This window comes from Neorhizobium sp. PAMB6630 (assembly GCF_058242775.1).
This window is the reverse complement of sequence record NZ_JBZAYV010000002.1, coordinates 1,430,861-1,447,644: the sequence shown is the minus strand read 5'-3', so window position 1 is coordinate 1,447,644 and position 16,784 is coordinate 1,430,861. Positions and strand designations below refer to the sequence as shown.

Annotated in this window: 14 protein-coding genes and 1 pseudogene; 10 read left to right on the top strand and 5 right to left on the bottom strand. The window is 60.8% G+C overall.

Annotated elements, in window-relative coordinates; translation table 11 throughout:
* Positions 1-395: 395 nt before the first annotated feature.
* Together pdxR and AC4CWF_RS25320 are read left to right on the top strand one after the other, a co-directional pair.
* Positions 396-1,961 carry a MocR-like pyridoxine biosynthesis transcription factor PdxR gene (pdxR, locus tag AC4CWF_RS25325; protein ID WP_491286623.1) on the top strand — a complete coding sequence of 522 codons (1,566 nt, stop codon included), beginning with the start codon at positions 396-398 and terminating at the stop codon, positions 1,959-1,961.
* Between the two features lie 105 nt (positions 1,962-2,066).
* The gene (locus AC4CWF_RS25320; RefSeq protein WP_491286621.1) at positions 2,067-3,449 is read left to right on the top strand and encodes an aminotransferase family protein; all 1,383 of its coding nucleotides are present in this window, start codon (positions 2,067-2,069) and stop codon (positions 3,447-3,449) included.
* A gap of 69 nt (positions 3,450-3,518) precedes the next feature.
* Here the strand turns inward: AC4CWF_RS25320 and AC4CWF_RS25315 are convergent, their stop codons facing one another.
* Both AC4CWF_RS25315 and AC4CWF_RS25310 read right to left on the bottom strand, forming a co-directional pair.
* Positions 3,519-4,280, bottom strand: a complete 762-nt coding sequence (locus AC4CWF_RS25315; RefSeq protein ID WP_491286618.1) for an SDR family NAD(P)-dependent oxidoreductase — start codon at positions 4,278-4,280, stop codon at positions 3,519-3,521.
* 27 nt (positions 4,281-4,307) lie between these two features.
* Complete coding sequence (locus tag AC4CWF_RS25310) at positions 4,308-5,051, bottom strand: TSUP family transporter (RefSeq protein ID WP_491286616.1); 744 nt, start codon at positions 5,049-5,051, stop codon at positions 4,308-4,310.
* A gap of 216 nt (positions 5,052-5,267) precedes the next feature.
* Here AC4CWF_RS25310 and tauA point away from each other — a divergent pair, with 216 nt between their 5' ends.
* From tauA to AC4CWF_RS25295, 3 genes are all read left to right on the top strand, one after another.
* Positions 5,268-6,275 (top strand): taurine ABC transporter substrate-binding protein, encoded by a 1,008-nt coding sequence (gene tauA / locus AC4CWF_RS25305; RefSeq protein ID WP_491286614.1) that lies wholly within the window; start codon positions 5,268-5,270, stop codon positions 6,273-6,275.
* Positions 6,276-6,334: 59 nt separating this feature from the next.
* Entirely contained in the window at positions 6,335-7,132 is a 798-nt protein-coding gene (locus AC4CWF_RS25300; RefSeq protein WP_491287817.1) for a taurine ABC transporter ATP-binding protein, read from the top strand.
* 62 nt (positions 7,133-7,194) lie between these two features.
* Positions 7,195-7,983, top strand: coding sequence for an ABC transporter permease subunit (locus AC4CWF_RS25295; protein WP_491286612.1), 789 nt, complete (start codon positions 7,195-7,197; stop codon positions 7,981-7,983).
* A gap of 71 nt (positions 7,984-8,054) precedes the next feature.
* On the opposite strand, the gene AC4CWF_RS25290 is transcribed toward AC4CWF_RS25295, so the two are convergent.
* Both AC4CWF_RS25290 and AC4CWF_RS25285 read right to left on the bottom strand, forming a co-directional pair.
* The gene (locus AC4CWF_RS25290) at positions 8,055-9,383 is read right to left on the bottom strand and encodes an aminotransferase-like domain-containing protein (RefSeq protein ID WP_491286610.1); all 1,329 of its coding nucleotides are present in this window, start codon (positions 9,381-9,383) and stop codon (positions 8,055-8,057) included.
* 19 nt (positions 9,384-9,402) lie between these two features.
* Positions 9,403-9,843: an AraC family ligand binding domain-containing protein gene (locus AC4CWF_RS25285; RefSeq protein WP_491286608.1), complete on the bottom strand. Its 441-nt coding sequence runs from the start codon at positions 9,841-9,843 to the stop codon at positions 9,403-9,405.
* A 192-nt stretch (positions 9,844-10,035) separates the two neighbouring features.
* On the opposite strand from AC4CWF_RS25285, the gene AC4CWF_RS25280 reads away from it, so the two are divergent.
* The 5 genes and pseudogenes from AC4CWF_RS25280 to AC4CWF_RS25260 form a co-directional block, all read left to right on the top strand.
* Positions 10,036-11,205, top strand: a complete 1,170-nt coding sequence (locus AC4CWF_RS25280; RefSeq protein ID WP_491286606.1) for a sugar ABC transporter substrate-binding protein — start codon at positions 10,036-10,038, stop codon at positions 11,203-11,205.
* 25 nt (positions 11,206-11,230) lie between these two features.
* A complete protein-coding gene (locus tag AC4CWF_RS25275) occupies positions 11,231-12,796 on the top strand; it encodes a sugar ABC transporter ATP-binding protein (protein ID WP_491286604.1) in 1,566 nt (521 codons plus the stop codon).
* The gene (locus tag AC4CWF_RS25270) at positions 12,793-13,797 is read left to right on the top strand and encodes an ABC transporter permease (protein ID WP_491286602.1); all 1,005 of its coding nucleotides are present in this window, start codon (positions 12,793-12,795) and stop codon (positions 13,795-13,797) included. The genes AC4CWF_RS25275 and AC4CWF_RS25270 overlap by 4 nt, the downstream gene beginning before the upstream one ends.
* Before the next feature lie 31 nt (positions 13,798-13,828).
* Positions 13,829-15,256 (top strand): L-arabinose isomerase family protein, encoded by a 1,428-nt coding sequence (locus AC4CWF_RS25265; RefSeq protein WP_491286600.1) that lies wholly within the window; start codon positions 13,829-13,831, stop codon positions 15,254-15,256.
* Between the two features lie 190 nt (positions 15,257-15,446).
* Positions 15,447-15,862: pseudogene (locus tag AC4CWF_RS25260) on the top strand (transposase); the annotation flags it as partial.
* 65 nt (positions 15,863-15,927) lie between these two features.
* Here the strand turns inward: AC4CWF_RS25260 and AC4CWF_RS25255 are convergent.
* A complete protein-coding gene (locus AC4CWF_RS25255; RefSeq protein ID WP_491286598.1) occupies positions 15,928-16,782 on the bottom strand; it encodes a D-amino-acid transaminase in 855 nt (284 codons plus the stop codon).
* Positions 16,783-16,784: the final 2 nt, after the last annotated feature.

Genomic DNA, 16,784 nt, shown 5'->3' with positions numbered 1-16,784 from the left:
AATGCGGCTTCGGTTGTTCCATCAGTCCAACTTCGAAGCCGTCTGCTGTCCAATCGAAAAAATTTTGGTGGAATATAGATTTCTTTGCCGGCCACCATCAGACGAGTTTGCCTGTTAATTTGCCGATTGATTCTTATGCACAAATCGTAATCAGATCGCGCGCCCTGGCAAACAAGAACGCCAGCATTATTTTCCTCGACCCGTAGTTTGATGGGCCAATTGGTGCCGATATCTCTTGGGGGTGCTCCCGAAACGGAAGGTCTTTCGACGGCGCGTTGGTCAAAACACCTGCGCAGAGGCGTTTCCGATTTCATGGTTTGACGGACGAGGCGGCTATCGCAATCAGCCGCAACCGACAGGGGAACAACTGGCCCGTTCTTTGCTTCGCAGATGCCATGAAGACTTTGAAAAACCAGCGCCAGCAATCGGTCACGGATGTCACATGGCGGCGCCTGTTCGGTGCGTTGAACAAGGACGGGCAGGCTCTCAACCTGCAGATCCGCCGCATGATCGTCAATGCCATCGAGACCGGTGTGCTCAGTCGCAATACGAGATTGCCATCGACCCGACAGCTCGCGGCCCTTCTGGGCATTGCCCGCAACACGGTGACGACGGCCTACCAGTTGCTGACAGACGAAGGTTTTCTGATCTCGAAGGAGCGCAGCGGCATTTTCGTGGCGGCCGGCGGAGCGGCACCGGTGGTCAACCAGCCGCCGTCGGCTTCGTTCGGCCAGTGGCAGGCACGGTTTGCCATCCAGCCTTCCGCACAGCGGCAGATCTGCAAGCCGCGGGACTGGCTGGATTATCCCTATCCCTTCCTGTTCGGGCAATATGACCCGGCGCTCTTTCCGACCAACAACTGGCGCGAGGCCGTGCGCGCTGCCTCTAGTGTCAGGGAGATCCAGGGCTGGGCGGGAGACATGATCGATGATGACGACCCGGATCTGGTCGAACAATTGCGCAGCCAGGTCCTGCCACGTCGCGGCATCTTTGCTGGTGCCGGCGAGATCATCGTGACGATCGGCTCGCAGCAGGCCCTGTCGATGCTCGTGCAGCTGCTGGTCAGCCGCCGCACTGCGGCCGGCATCGAGGATCCGGGTTACCCGGATGTGCGCAACATGGTGAGCCTCGCGACATCGAACATCGTCTGCCTTAACCTCGACCGCCAGGGCGTGATTCCGGATGCGGATTTTGCGCGCAGCAACGTCGCCTTCCTGACCGTTAGCCACCAATGCCCGACCACGTCGGTGATGCCGCTCGAACGCCGCAAAATGTTGCTGCAGGCGGCACGTGTCGATGACGTCCTGATTGTCGAAGACGATTACGAGGCCGATCTTTCGATCGAAAGCGATGGTGACATCCCCTCCCTTAAGAGCCTGGATAGCGATGGTCGGGTCATCTATGTCGGCAGCTTTTCCAAGGTGCTCGCGCCGGGATTGCGGGTGGGCTACATCGTTGCGCCGCGCCCGGTCATTGACGAGCTGCGGGTATTGCGCCGCCTGATGCTGCGCCACCCGCCCACCAACAACCAGCGTGCGCTCGCAAACTTCATCGCGCTCGGTCACTACCGCCAGCACCTCAACCGCACCGGAACCGTGATGCTGGAAAGGGCGCGGATCATCTCCGAATGCCTTCCGCATCTGTTGCCATCCTGCACGGTGACGCGAGGCGAGGGAGCGACGAGCTTCTGGATAGAGGGACCGAAGGATTTTGACGCCCGCCGCATGATGGAGGCAGCCCGGCAGGCGGGCGTCCTGGTCGAAGCGGGCGACATCTTCTTCAGCGATCCGGCGCACGGCCGCCGCCTCTTCCGGCTCGGCTTCGGTTCGATTGCCGCAAACCGCATCGAGGCGGGTCTGTCGCGCCTGGCGCCATTCGTCGAGCCGTCCCGACCAACCGTCTCGCCATCCGTGCCACGTCGAGCGGTCGCCTCCATCCATCCGACCTTGAGTGCCCCCTGACACTGTGGGTCCAGAACGGACATTCCATGGTGCCAGAGCGGGTTGCGCCATCACTAGGCTGCGGGGCCGTGCTATGCGGACATTCCACGTTCAAGGAGATGCCCCATGAATTCGGCGATATTGCCCAACGATATCCAGGCCGTGATCGAAGCCGACCGCGCCCATGTCTGGCACCATTTGACCCAGCACAAGACCTTCGAGACGGCCGATCCGCGCATTTTCGTCGAAGGACGCGGCATGCGGGTATGGGATGCGACCGGACGTGAATATCTGGACGCGCTTTCCGGCGGCGTGTGGACAGTCAATGTCGGCTTTGGCCGGGAAAGCATTGCCGACGCGGTCCGCGATCAGCTGGTCAAGCTCAACTATTTCGCCAATTCCGCCGGCTCCGTCGCCGGCGCGCTCTTTGCGCAAAAGCTGATCGAAAAGATGCCGGGAATGACCCGCGTCTATTATTCGAATTCAGGATCGGAGGCCAATGAGAAGGTCTTCAAGATGGTGCGGCAGATTTCGCATCGTCATCATGGCGGCCAGAAATACAAGATCCTTTACCGCGAACGCGATTACCACGGCACCACGCTCGGCACGCTGGCGGCCGCCGGCCAGCCGGAACGGCGCGAACAGTACGGACCGCTGCCCGAGGGTTTCGTCGAGGTGCCGCATTGCCTCGAATACCGCAGCCAGTATGGTGACATCGACAATTACGGCGAGCGTGCCGCCGACGCCATCGAAGAGGTCATCCTGCGGGAGGGGCCGCAGACGATCGGCGCACTCTGCCTCGAGCCCGTCACCGCCGGCGGCGGCGTCATCGTTCCACCCGACGGCTATTGGCCCCGGGTCCAGGAAATCTGCCGGAAATATGACATTCTCCTCCATATCGACGAGGTTGTCTGCGGGATTGGCCGCACAGGAAAATGGTTCGGCTACCAGCATTTCGGCATTGAACCGGATTTCGTAACCATGGCGAAAGGCGTCGCCTCCGGTTATGCGGCGATTTCCTGCACCGTCACCCATGAAAAGGTTTTCAACCTCTTCAAGGACAACCCATCGGACCCGATGTCCTATTTCCGCGACATCTCGACGTTTGGCGGCTGTGTTGCCGGCCCGGTTGCTGCGCTGGAAAACATGCGCATCATTGAAGAGGAAGGGCTGTTGGAAAACACCACTCGCATGGGTGAACGCATGCGCGCCAACCTGCGGGAGCTGCAAGAACGCCACGCGGTAATCGGCGATGTCCGGGGTCTGGGTCTTTTCTGCGGTGCGGAACTGGTCAGCGACCGGCAGTCGAAGACACCCGTCGATGAAAAACAGGTTCAGGCAGTCATCGGTGCCTGCATGAGCGATGGCGTCATTATCGGCGCGACCAATAGGTCGCTGCCAGGCTTGAACAACACGCTGTGCTTCAGCCCGGCCTTAATCGCGACGGCAGCCGATATCGACGCGATCACATCTACTGTCGATCGGGCGCTGACAAAAGTGTTCGGCTGACAGCTGCGCGAGGTTTCCGTTCCAGACAAGGGCTCGCCATGATTGGCCGAGCCCTTGTTCATTGGCTGATCAGGCCGTCTGTTCGCGATGAACCTGGAACGGCGCCCAGGACTGGCTGATCGGCATGATCTCAAGGCTGTTGATGTTGACATGCGCCGGCAGGCTGGAGACCCAGTAGATGGTCTCGGCGATGTCCTCCGGCTGCAGCGGATTGGCGCCCTGATACAATCGGTCGTAGGACGCCTGGTCGCCGCCGGTGCGCACCAGGGTAAACTCACTTTCCGACAGCCCCGGCTCGATCGACGTCACGCGTACGCCCTTGCTCGAAAGGTCGCTGCGCAGGCCCAGCGAGAACTGGCGCACGAAGGCCTTGCTGGCACCATATACGTTGCCGCCGGGATAGGGCCAGTTCGCCGCGATCGACGCCAGGTTGACCACAAGCCCGCGGCGCGCGACCAGCGTTTCCAGCAGAAGCCGGGTGATGGTGACGAGACCGGTGATATTGGTGTCGATCATCGTTTTCCATTCGGCAAGATCGCATGTGTCGGCCATTCCGGTGCCGAGCGCCAGGCCGGCATTGTTGATCAGGGCATCGATCGCCTGGAACTCCAAGGGCAGCGACGCGAGTGCAGTGCGCGTGGCTGCCTCATCCCGGATGTCAAAACAGATGCCGATGGCGCGTGCCTTTCCTCCCAGTTCAAGGACCAGCTGATCGAGACGATCCTTTCGCCGGCCGGTAACGATGACGTTCCAGCCTTCGGCAACGAAACGCCGGGCTATGGCCTCGCCGAAGCCCGCGGTGGCGCCGGTAATAAGGGCGGTTTTCTGCATGATAGGTTCCTTTGGAGGGATCAGAGATCAGACGGTGAGGAATGCGCCGATGGCTTGGACAAGGCCGATGGTGGCGATCAAAACCAGACCACCGGACGATAGTCTGTGCCAAAGGTCCGGTGACATTCGCTGTGACAGGAAAAAGCCGACACCAAAACCGGCGAGCGCCAGCGGGAAATAGAAGGCGAGCAGTTGCATGAGCTGCAGATCAATCGTGCCGAGGAAAAAACGGCTGACGAGGCTGGCAAGATCGACGACGCCGAAAAAGACCGCCAGTGTGCCGCGAACATATGGCCGCTGCGTTCCGCCGGCCAGCAGCCATGCGGCCGCCAGCGGCCCGCCGACGGCAAAGGCTGATAAGAGCAGCCCGACGGTAAAGCCCAACAGCATGCCGAAGGATCGGCCGGCCAGCCAACTGGGTGGATTGCGGATCATGGCTACGCAGGCCGTAAGCGCGACGATGATCGCGATCATCATCCGGGCCATGTCTCCGTCGAGCCGTGCTGCCAGCAATCCGCCGCAGATGGCGCCGCAGAGACCCGAGAGAAGAAGAATGCGGCCCGCAACCCAGTCAATTGCGCCATGCTTGCGATTGAGCAATGTGAAGCCTGTCAGAAGCAAATCGTTGAACAGGATGAATGGCACGCTGACGGCCGGCAGCATCATCGCTCCCGAAATGCCAAGTGAGGCGACCATCGCGTAACCGAAGCCGGTCACGCCGCGAAACCCGCCCGCGCCGATCGTCACGATCGCAATTGCCAGCGCCTCCATTCCCCCTCCAAAGCCAGAGCGGCTGCCGAACCACTTCTGCGGAGTGTTCTAGGCAAACGGGGCAATGCCGGTGAGAGCCAGACGGCATCAATGATGGGGCCAGTGTGCATGCACAGGGCCAGATGACTGGCGAATCGCCGCAACTGGCTCTTTCGGCATGGCAATTGCTTCACGCTTAATGCGGGTAGTTTCCGTCCTCTTTTAGGAGTGAAGTTCATGAAGCGCCTGAGCAAAGCATTCGCATCCGTGGCCATGGCCTGCAGCATGGTGTTCGGCGCATCCTTCACCGCCTCGGCGGCGGACAAAAGCCTGACATTCGCCTATCAGGACATGATGACCCCCATCCGCGTGCTGATGGAATCCGGCAAGCTCGAGGCCGAAACGGGCTACAAGATCAAATGGGTAAAATTCGGTGGCGGTGGCGACGTCATCCGCGCCATGTCGTCCGGCGACGTCAATATGGGCGAAGCTGGTTCCTCGCCGGTTGCCGCGGCAGCTTCCCAGGGCCTGCCGATCAAGCTGTTCTGGATCCTCGACGACATCGCCAATGCCGAGCAACTGGTTGCCCGCAACGGCAGCAACATCAAGACGATCGCCGACCTCAAGGGCAAGACGGTTGCCGTGCCGTTCGTATCGACCTCGCATTACCAACTTATGTATGCGCTCTCAGAAGCCGGCCTTTCGTCCAAGGACGTCAAGCTGCTCAACATGCGGCCGCCGGAAATCGCCGCCGCGTGGGAGCGCGGTGATATCGATGCGACATTTATCTGGGCACCGGTTCTGGATGTCGCCAGAAAAAGCGGCACCGTCATTGCCAGTGCCGGCGATTTCGCCGCCAAGGGCAAGGCGACCTTCGACGGGATCGTCGTCACCGACGAATTTGCCGAAGCCAATGCCGAGTTCATGACGACATTCGTCAAGCTCCTGGCCGCCTCCGACGCGGACTATGCCAAGAACAAGGCCGCCTGGACGCCGGACTCCACCGAGGTTCGTGCTGTCGTCAAATGGACCGGCGCTAACGCCGCCGACGTTCCGGCCGGCATGGCCGCTTACAAATTCCCGCCACTCGAGGAACAGGCGTCGGCGGCCTGGCTTGGCGGCGGTGCCGCCAAGGCTCTGCAATCGACCTCCGAGTTCCTCAAGGAACAGGGCCGTGTCACCGATCTCGCTCCCGACTATGCGGCCTTCGTGACCGACAAATATGTGAAGTCAGCCGCCAAGTAGGCGACGGTTCCCAACGGCCGGACCGAGGATTTCGGTCCCGCACAGCTTCTGACGGAGTGATCTCGATGCTTCAGATCCGCAATGTAAGCGTCCACTACGGAGAAGGCGAAGGCGGCACGGTCGCGCTGTCGCGTATCGATCTCGATATCGGACCAGGAGAGTTTGTTGTGGCGCTCGGTGCCTCCGGCTGCGGCAAGACCACGCTTCTTTCCTGCATCGCCGGTTTCCAACCGGTGACCGACGGCACGATCTTGATCGACGGCCAACCGGTGAGCGGACCGGGCCCCGATCGCGGCGTGGTATTCCAGCGCCACGCACTAATGCCTTGGTTGTCCGTCGTCGAGAACGTGGCATTTGGCTTGCGCATGCAGGGCATGCCGAAAGCGGAGCGGCTCCAGCGTGCCCGCCACATGCTCGATCTTGTCAGACTCGACGGTTCTGCCGACAAGAAGATCTACGAACTTTCGGGCGGCATGCAGCAACGCGTCGGAATCGCCCGCGCGCTGGCAGCCGATCCGCGCATGCTTTTGATGGACGAGCCGCTTGGCGCGCTTGACGCCTTTACCCGCGAGCAGGTGCAGGAGTTGATCCTCGGCGTTTGGGCAAAGACCAGCAAGATGGCTTTCTTCATCACTCATGACGTGGAGGAGGCCATTTTCCTTGCCACCAGGCTGATCATCATGACGCCGAGACCCGGCCGAATAGCCAGGATCATGCCGCTGGAGTTCAGCAGGCGGTTCCTCGAAAGCGGCGATGCGCGGGCTTTAAAATCCTCGCCGGACTTCATCGCTGTTCGCGAGGAAGTGCTTGCAGCCATCCACCAGGGAGACGGGATGACACGGGATGCCGCAGCATGAACGATTTCTCGAAAAGTCATTCGGTAACGGCAGCCATCCCGGCCCGCAGGCAGGCTCGGAAAATGCGTCGCAGGAGGCCGCTCAGCGGCGTGCAGATCGGCCTGATCAGCCTGCTGATGGTGGCCTTCATGCTGGCCGTCTGGCTGGTCGTCACCCATCTCGGCCTGGTCAAGCCGCTGTTCCTGCCAAAGCCGGAGACGGTGCTCAGGGCGTTTTCCGATGCGATCGATGGAAGAATTGACGGGGCGCCGCTGACGGAACATGTGGCGATGAGCCTGTTCCGGGTCATTTTCGCCTTTGCGCTCGCGGCTCTGATCGGCATTCCCGTCGGCCTGGCCATGGGCATCAGCCCGGCTATCCGTGCCATGTTCGACCCCTTCATCGAATTTTACCGGCCGCTGCCACCGCTCGCCTATCTGCCGCTGGTGATCATCTGGTTCGGCATCGGCGAGACCTCCAAGGTTTTGCTGATCTTCCTCGCCTGTTTCGCACCGGTGGCGCTGGCCGCGCGCGCCGGCGTGCTGGCCGCCTCGTCCGACCAGATCAACGCTGCGCGTGCACTGGGCGCCAGCCGCCTGCAACTGCTGAGCTTCGTGATCCTGCCGGCAGCGCTTCCCGACATTCTGGTCGGTCTGAGGATCGGCATGGGTGTTGGCTGGACGACGCTGGTTGCCGCAGAAATGGTGGCGGCCTCGACAGGCGTCGGCCAGATGGTCCTTAACGCTTCGAACTTCCTGCGCACCGACATCGTGTTGATGGGCATCTTTGTGATCGGCTTCTTTGCAGTGGTCTTCGAATTTGCCATGCGCTGGCTGGAGAAGAAGCTGGTTCCGTGGCGTGGCATGGCCTAGAAAGCGCACCTGCCAGAGACGGCGGTCAGATCGACGGCCTTTGTCTAAAACAGTATCTGCACGTCAGGCACTTAACCACCCGAGGCTGCCAGCGCTATCGCATCTGCAACCTCTTCATATCGATCGGTGAGGTTGCTGGTTGCCACCCGCAGATGGTGGGTGGGTTGAACCGCGAATTTCTTGCCCGGGTGTACGGCAATGCCTCGCGCCGCAAGCGTGACGAGAGCAAATGGCTCGGAGGCGACAGGAACCCAGGCGCATAGACCACCCCCGGACGGCACAAACACGTCACGGTCTGCCAGAGCCCTCACAAGATTGTCGCGGCGCGCCTGATAGATCCGGCGTGCCTCTTTTAGGCCTTGTGCCGTCGTCTCGTCTCGCAGCATCCAGGCAGCGGCCCCCTGCAGGATGCGACTTGTCCACCCAGAGCTGAAGCTCCGATAAGACTGGATCTGATCGATGATCGTGCGCGTGCTGGAAAGAACCGCCAGGCGTAGATCCGGCCCTAAGGTCTTCGAGTAGGACAGGATATGGATGACCCGATCGGGGAAAACGCGCCCCAGCGACTGGCGTGGCGCGTCGGAAATATCCGCTAGGCCGTCATCCTCGATGATCAGCACGTCGGTATCACGAAGTTCCTCGGCGAGTTCCGCCATTCGCTGAGGCGCCACGGTCTGGCCAGTCACTGAGTGCAGCCTTGGCTGTAAGATGAAGGCGACTGGCTTGCTGAGCATTGCCTGCCTTAGGGAAGCGGGCAGGGGGCCGTCGGCATCGCAGGCGACCGGCACGATCTTGGCGCCGTGATCCTCCAGAATATCGAGAAGCCGCATAGCCGTCGGCTCTTCGATGGCAACAGCGGCACCTGGCGGCACAAGCGCATGGATCAGCGTGTAGACCGCGTTATATCCGCCGTTTGTCGCCAGAAATGCCTCCGCCTCGTAAGGCCAGGTCCGGCGAACTTCTGCCTCAAGCTCCGGCAGGATGCGACTGCGCTCATAGCTATTGAGCCTTTCCGTCGATGCCGCATGAACCAATGCATTCTCGAGCCTCGGCAGCAGCGCCCGGTCGGGCACGGCCATTGTCAGGTCGAGCACTCCGGCACCGTAATGGCCGACACTGGCCAGTCTCTCCGGCTTGGCGACGAAGCGGTCGCCGCTGACACAGGTGCCGTTGCGGCCGCGCCCGGTGATGATCTTCTGGCGACGTAGCTCGCTCCAGGCCGCCGAAATGGTCGCTGGGCTTACGCCCAGCGAAAATGCCAGATCGCGGATTGGAGGCAGCTTTGCGCCCACAGGCAACGCTCCGACTCGGATTAAGGCGCTGGTCTCTAACGCGATTCCGCGAATTGAGCGATCGCTCAATTTTTCAGCAAACCAGGCCGAATTATAGGCATCGATCATTTCGTCACCATTTAAATGTTCAATAACGTAATAACATTTGATCAGCCGTCATCGGGGTGATCACCGAATTGGTGTCCCAGCTGGCCAGCAGGCCTGCATCGCAGGCAAAGTCGAAGGCGCTTCCCCGACATTCGATCCAGTGCTCAACCCATCCGCTGCGCCGATCTGGAGAAAACCGGTGCCAGACCCCGGGAAAGAGCAGGAAAATCGAGCCTTCGCCGATTGTGACCTGCCGACGCTCTGTTCCGAATTCCAGCCGCCCGCTGCCGGCGCTGATCTGCACCACCTGATAAGCATTGAGGATGCGGCCGCGCGACCAGCTGAAATGGTGATCGTCGGGATGACGGCTCGGTGGATAGTCGGAATAGGGCGCGATTTCTGTATAGCCGGTGGAAACGGCTGTACATCCCCAGGCCGCGCAAAGACGATTGTCCGGCATGTAAACGAAATAGTTCTTCATGTTCCCTACTGCGCCAGAGGATCATTTTTTGAATGCAAAAGATCATTTTTGAGGAATATGCTGTCGTGTCAACGAAAATGCTAGATGTTAACGTCAGTGGGTAAGGTCAGTTTTCGGATGACCTGAACATCTGCGCTGAGATTATCAGCGGCTGCCGCTGCCAGGGAGGGCAGGGGCCGGGAGGAGAGAGATATGAAACATCAAGCCAGACTGCTGGTGGTTGCCGCGTGCCTTGCGGCGTCTGCTTCCTATGCCGAGGATTTCCACGGGTTCGATCCAGTGAAATTTGACGGCAACATGCTATCGGCCGACAATCTGAAGTCGATGGCGGCGGAAGCGGCGAAGGTCACGCCGCCGAAGAACGGCAAGGGCTACAGCATCGGCTTCGCCAATTTGCAGCGCGACATTTCCTTCGGCGTGCTCGTCGAAAAAGGCATCCAGCAGAATGCTGACGCCGCGGGCGTCGAACTTGTTATCGCGGATAACCGTCTCGACGGGCCGACCGCGCTTGCCAACGCCAAATCCTTTGCCGAACGCAAGGTCGATTACGTCATCGAATTCCAGACCGATGCCAATTTCGGTCGGACCGTCATGGACGTGTTCAAAGCGGACGGCACGAAGGTGACGGCGATCGACATCCCGATGCCGGGCGCGAGCTTCTTTGGCGTCAACAATCCGAAGTCGGGCTTCATGGGCGGGTCCTATCTGGCGACGGCGGCTGCCAAGAAATTCGGCGCCGATGTCGTCAAGACCGGTTATCTGGTCATCGGTGCCCTGCCGCAATCGGGCGTCATCCCGCGTATGCGCACGGAAGGCCAGCGGGCCGGCTTCATGGCGCTGACCAAGGACTTCCCGGCCGATCACATCATCGAGATCGATACCAAGAACACGCTGCAGGAATCCTTTGCGCAGATGAACAACGTCATCGGCCGCATTCCGCCTGGCGTGCCGATCCTTATCATCGCGATCAACGACCAGGCGACGATGGGGATGCTGCAGGCCGTGCGGGCTGCGGGCCGCGTCGATCAGGGGATGGCTGTGGGCAACGGGGCGGACGAGGCCGAGGCGCTCGCGACCGATCCCAACCTGGTCGCGGCAACCGGCTCCTTTCCCGGCAGCTACGGCAACTACCTGATCCCGATTGCGCTCTCGGCTCTCGCCGGAAAGCCCGTTCCGGAAGCGACGTTTGTTACCCACCAGATGGTCACAAAGGCCAATATCTGCCAGTTCTACAAGGAGTTTCCCTGTGTCGGCGAGGCGGATGGCTATGTGTTTCCGGAGCAGGAATTCGCGACCTATCTGGCAGACCTGAAGAAGCAGGACTGGCTGAAGGGCTATGAGGTCATTCTTCCTCAGCAGTGAGAGGATGCCTGAACGGGAGCGTCACATGACCGATGAGAGATCCCAAGGGAGCCGCAAACCGCGGCTCCAGATCGCCAATATCAGCAAAGCGTTTGCCGGCGTGACGGTTTTGAAGGATGTCTCGCTTTCAGCCAACGCGGGCGAGATCGTGGCGCTTCTCGGTGCAAACGGTGCGGGCAAGTCGACGCTGATGAAAATCCTGTCCGGCGTCTATACACTGGACAATGGACAGATCCGGATCGACGACACGATCAGGAGCATCTCCACACCGCAGGATGCTATTGCGGCCGGCATAAGGCTGATGCCGCAGGAGCTTTCGGTGCATCCGGACCTCTCGGTTGCCGAAAACATCGCGCTTGGCTCCATGCCAAAGCGACGGTTTGCGGGTATTCATTTGATCGACCGGCCGGCGATGGTCGGACAGGCGGAAGCGCTGCTCAAGCGGTTGCGGCTCGGTCATGTCGCGCCCGGCCGGCGCATGGGCTCGCTGCCTTTGTCCGAGCAGCGGATTGTCGAAATCGCTCGCGCGCTCTCCGGCAAGGCGCAGATCCTGATCATGGACGAGCCGACCGCATCGTTGGGCGAGGCGGACGCCGACAATCTGTTCGAGGTGATCGAAGCCCTGAGAGCCGAGGGCGTCACGATCATCTATATTTCGCATTATCTGGACGAGGTCTTCCGGCTGAGCGACCGGATCGTCGTGTTGCGCGATGGCGAGGTTCGTGGCCAGTTCAAGACGGCAGAGACCAATCGCGACCAGGTTCTGACGGCCATGCTTGGTAGCGATCTCGGCGACCTTTATCCGGCCAAATCGACGATGGTTCAGGATCCAAAGACCGTCCTGTCCGTGGAAGGCTTGTCTCTTCCCGGATGGCTTGACGGCGTCTCGCTGTCCGTGCGGCGCGGTGAGGTGTTCGGCGTTTTCGGACTGATTGGCTCGGGTTCTGAGAAGATCGGCCGTGCCATCTATGGTGCCGAACTTGCCGCACGCGCCAAAGCCGTTCGGCTGAACGATATCGAGATCGGCCTGTCGGGGCCGCGAAAGAGCGTGCGTAGCGGCATCGGCTTTGTTGCCGCCGAGCGTAAGCGTCAGGGGCTGATCGGCAATCTGTCGGTGCGCACCAACACAACCCTCCCCTATCTCGGCCTGTTTACGAAATCCGGTGTCGTCGATCAGAAGCGCGAAGATGCCAGCACCCGAGACTGGATCAAGACGCTGCGGGTCAAGACATCGGGGCCGGATCAGGAGATCCGCCTCTTGTCCGGCGGCAACCAGCAGAAGATCTGCCTCGCCCGCTGGCTGCTCGGAAGTCCGAGTTTTCTTATCCTTGAAGAGCCGACACGGGGTGTGGATCTCGGCGCCCGGCGCGAGATTTACGCGGAAATCCGCCGTCTGGCAGATGAAGGACTGGCGATCCTGATCGTCTCCTCCGACGCCGAAGAAGTTGCGGGGCTCGCCGATCGCAGCCTCGTTCTGGAAGATGGAAAGGTCGTGGCCGAGCTTGGGCGCGACGCGACTGCGGCGGATCTGATGCGGGCGGCCGAGCCTCGGTCCGCCGTGCGCGATACGAATGAACTGGAGAAAGCATGAGCAAGTCGTCCTCCATTCCCGCGGCGCCGGGTGTTTCGAAAAAGCAGGCAAGTTCGCTGACCGACCTTCTCGGCCGCCCGGCTGCCGGCATCGTCCTCCTGCTCGTGTTCTACATCCTGCTTCTGGCCGCATTCTCGCTGCTTTCACCCTATTTCCTGACGTTGAGCAACCTGTCCAATATCGGCACCAACATGGCTTTCATCGGCCTGATGGCTGCCGCCGGTACGCCGCTGATCATCGGCGGGGGGCTCGATCTGTCGGTTGCCGCCGTTGCCGGTCTTGCCGGCGTCATCGTGGCGCTGATGCACGCCAACGGCATCAATATCTGGGCGGGCTGCTTTACGGCGCTCGTCATCGGCTGTGCGGTCGGTGTGCTCAACGGCTTCCTCGTCACCCGGCTGAAGCTCAATCCGCTCATCGCGACGCTCGGCACGATGAGCATCTTTTCCGGTCTCTCCATGGTGATGACCGGCGGCCTGTCGAAGCCTCTCTTCGTTCCTGCATTCAACTGGCTCGGATCCGGCCGCCTGTTCGGCGTCCCGTTTCCGATCATCCTGATGCTTCTCGTGTTCGCCGCGCTCTGGCTGATCCTGTCGAAGACACCCTTCGGACGCTTCGTCTACGCCACCGGCGGCAACCCGGAGGCCAGCAGCCTGCTCGGCGTGCCCGTCGAGCGGACCCAGATGGTGCTCTATGTCGTCTCCGGGCTTTCGGGCGCTGCGGCCGGCATCATCCTTGCCGCAATGCTTGGCGCTGCAGCGCCGAATGCTGCAGGACAGCATCTGCTGACCATCATTGCGGCCATCATCCTTGGCGGCACCAGTCTGTTCGGCGGACGCGGCAGCGTCTGGGGCACGCTGATCGCAGTCCTTATTCTCGGCACGCTGAACAACGGCCTGACGCTGATGAACGTGTCGTCCTTCTGGCAGGACGTGACACGCGGCGTCGTCCTTTTGATGGCTGTCGGCCTAGATCAGCTGCGCGTGCGCCTGCAGAGCTGACGCTTTTCACCATTGTATCGGAGAAACAGAAATGACTGAACGCCCCTTGAAGGCCGGCCTTTTCGGCATCGGTCTGGAGGCCTACTGGCCGCAGTTCAAAGGTCTGGAAACACGGCTGCGCGGCTATGTCGATACTGTCGAGGAAAAGCTTGCGCGCCCCGGCGTCGAGGTCGTTAACCTCGGGCTGATCGATACACCCGAAAAGGCGCTCGAGGCTGGGCATCAGTTTCGCCAGGCGGACGTCGATATCATTTTTCTCTACATCACCACCTATGCCCTGTCTTCGACCGTTCTGCCGGTGGTACGCCGGGCAAAGGTCCCGGTGATCATCCTCAACCTGCAGCCGACCGCGGCCATCGACTATGCCACCTTCAACGCACTCGGTGATCGAACCGCGATGACCGGCGACTGGCTGGCGCATTGCTCTGCCTGCCCGGTCCCCGAAATCGCCAATGTCTTCCATCGGGCAGGTATCAGCTTTCATCAGGTGACCGGTGTTCTCACCGATGATCCGATCGTCGAGGAGGAAATCAACGACTGGATCGAGGCCGCGCGCGTCGCGCATTTGATGGCGCATAACCGGCTCGGCGTCATGGGCCGCTACTACAACGGCATGCTCGATATCTATTCCGATCTGACCGCGCAGGCCGCTGCCTTCGGCACCCATATTGAAGTGCTGGAAATTGATGAACTGGCGCGGCTGCGGGAGGATGTCAGCGAGGCGGATATCTCCGCCTGTCTGGCGACGATCGAAGCGGAATTCGATGTGCAGCCGGATTGCGACCCGAAGGAACTGGCGCGGGCGGCAAAAACCGCCGTGGCGCTGCGTAAGCTGGTGACCAAGAAGTCGCTCGGGTCGCTGGCCTATTATTACGAGTCCCAGCCGGGCCATGAATACGAGGATATCATCACCTCGGTCATCGTGGGTTGCTCCATGCTGACAGCTGATGGCGTGCCGGTTGCCGGTGAGTACGAGATCAAGAACGCCCAGGCCATGAAGATCATGGACAGCTTCGGTGTCGGCGGCTCGTTCACCGAGTATTATGCCATGGATTTCGCAGCCGACGTCGTTCTGATGGGGCATGACGGGCCGGGTCATACAAAAATTGCCGAAGGGCGCACCAAGATCCGGCCGCTGCAGGTTTTTCACGGCAAGGTCGGTTCCGGCGTCAGCGTCGAGATGTCGGTCAGGCATGGACCGGTGACGCTGCTGTCGGTTGTCGAGAGCGCCGGCAAGATCAAGCTGCTCTGCGCGGAAGGCGCCTCCGTCGCCGGCCCGATCCTGGAGATCGGCAATACCAATAGCCGGTATCAGTTTCCGCTCGGCGCCCGGCGGTTCGTCGAGACGTGGAATGCGCAAGGACCGGCCCACCATTGCGCCGTTGGCGTCGGACATATCGCCGGACGCATCGAAAAGCTCGCGAAACTGCTCGACCTTGAGGTCGTGAAAGTCTGCTGACCTAAAACGGGTGTAAATATGAGAGAAGCGTCTGCAATCTTTTAGACGCCTATGCGCAATGGCCTGCGAAAGTTGGCCATTTACAAAGGCTAGGAACGGACACCGCCGTGTATCTCAATGTCGAAACAGAGCTGGCTCGGGAAATCTGCACCGCGGGGATAAGTGGAATTTCTGCCTGACTTCGGCTTAGATGCCGGGAACAGGAGATACCATGACAAGACGACCGCGCCGGAACCATCGCCCGCCTTTCAAGGCAAAGGTGGCGCTCGCTGCGATCCGCGGCGAGCAGACGCTGGTGGAATTGTCCCAGCGGTTCGACGTGCGCGCGAACCAAATCAAGTAATGGAAAGACCAGCTCCTTGAGGGGGCGACAGGCGTTTTCGGCGATGAAGCGAAGGCGGAACCGACGGGTCCGGCCATCGATGTCAAAACGCTTCATGCCAAGATTGGCGAGTTGACATTGGAGAACGATTTTTTATCCGGTGCGGTCGGCAAGGCGGGATTGCTGCGCGAAAAGAAATGATCAATCGCGAGCACAAACTCTCCGTGTCGCGCCAGGCCAGGCTTCTCGGCTTCAGCCGTGGCAGTGTGGTGGCTGCATCGCGGCCGGACTCGCCTATCCTACATTCGGATAGGCGAGTCCGGCCGATTATATCAGCGACAGTGTGCCCTCAGATGGCATTCTCCAGCTTGTGTGCGATGTAGAGTTCCCGAAGTCGCAGGGTCAGGGCTCCCGGCTTGCCGTTTCCGACAGGTTGGCCGTCGATCATGGTCACGGGCAGTACGAAATTGGTGGCCGAGGTGATAAAGGCCTCGGCCGCGTTCAGGGCTTCCTCTGGCGTGAAGGCCCGTTCCTCGTAGGCGATGCCTGCTCTTTCGGCGATATCGAGCACGCTGGCGCGCGTGATTCCGTGGAGGATGGCGTTGGACAAGCCACGCGTCACCAGCTTGCCATCCGCCGTGATGATGTGGGCGGTGGCGGAACTGGCCTCGGTGACGAAGCCGTCCTCCACCAGCCAAGCGTCGTCGGCGCCTTTGGACATGGCTTCCATCTTCGCCATCGAGGGATAAAGCAGCTGCACGGTCTTGATGTCGCGGCGCCCCCAGCGCTCATCCGGTACAAAGGCCACGGAAATGCCGGTCGCGACTTTCGGGTTATCGAGCACCGACTTTGCCTGCGTGAACAGTGTCAGCGTCGGCGTTGGGTTCTCGGGGTAGGCGAAATCGCGGTCGGCGGGTCCGCGGGAGATCTGCAAGTAGATCAGGCCTGAGTCCAGCTGGTTGCGGCGGATGATGTCGCGGTGGACGTCCAAAAGCGCATCCGGTGTCAGCGGGCAGGTGATCCCGAGCTCCGCCGTGGAGCGCTGCAGGCGCGCTGCGTGGCCTGCATATTCCAGCAGTTTGCCGCCGACCACGGCAGTGACTTCATAGATCGCGTCGGCGAACAGAAAGCCGCGATCGAAGATCGACACCTTGGCTTCGGCTTCCGGCAACCAGTCGCCATTCAGATAGACAATACGGGTCAAGT

Bases quoted from the DNA above. Each gene is read 5' to 3' on its own strand.
- pdxR (WP_491286623.1), top strand. From the start codon at position 396: ATGAAGACTTTGAAAAACCAGCGCCAGCAATCGGTCACGGATGTCACA.
- AC4CWF_RS25320 (WP_491286621.1), top strand. From the start codon at position 2,067: ATGAATTCGGCGATATTGCCCAACGATATCCAGGCCGTGATCGAAGCC.
- AC4CWF_RS25315 (WP_491286618.1), bottom strand. From the start codon at position 4,280: ATGCAGAAAACCGCCCTTATTACCGGCGCCACCGCGGGCTTCGGCGAG.
- AC4CWF_RS25310 (WP_491286616.1), bottom strand. From the start codon at position 5,051: ATGGAGGCGCTGGCAATTGCGATCGTGACGATCGGCGCGGGCGGGTTT.
- tauA (WP_491286614.1), top strand. From the start codon at position 5,268: ATGAAGCGCCTGAGCAAAGCATTCGCATCCGTGGCCATGGCCTGCAGC.
- AC4CWF_RS25295 (WP_491286612.1), top strand. From the start codon at position 7,195: ATGCGTCGCAGGAGGCCGCTCAGCGGCGTGCAGATCGGCCTGATCAGC.
- AC4CWF_RS25290 (WP_491286610.1), bottom strand. From the start codon at position 9,383: ATGATCGATGCCTATAATTCGGCCTGGTTTGCTGAAAAATTGAGCGAT.
- AC4CWF_RS25285 (WP_491286608.1), bottom strand. From the start codon at position 9,843: ATGAAGAACTATTTCGTTTACATGCCGGACAATCGTCTTTGCGCGGCC.
- AC4CWF_RS25280 (WP_491286606.1), top strand. From the start codon at position 10,036: ATGAAACATCAAGCCAGACTGCTGGTGGTTGCCGCGTGCCTTGCGGCG.
- AC4CWF_RS25275 (WP_491286604.1), top strand. From the start codon at position 11,231: ATGACCGATGAGAGATCCCAAGGGAGCCGCAAACCGCGGCTCCAGATC.
- AC4CWF_RS25270 (WP_491286602.1), top strand. From the start codon at position 12,793: ATGAGCAAGTCGTCCTCCATTCCCGCGGCGCCGGGTGTTTCGAAAAAG.
- AC4CWF_RS25265 (WP_491286600.1), top strand. From the start codon at position 13,829: ATGACTGAACGCCCCTTGAAGGCCGGCCTTTTCGGCATCGGTCTGGAG.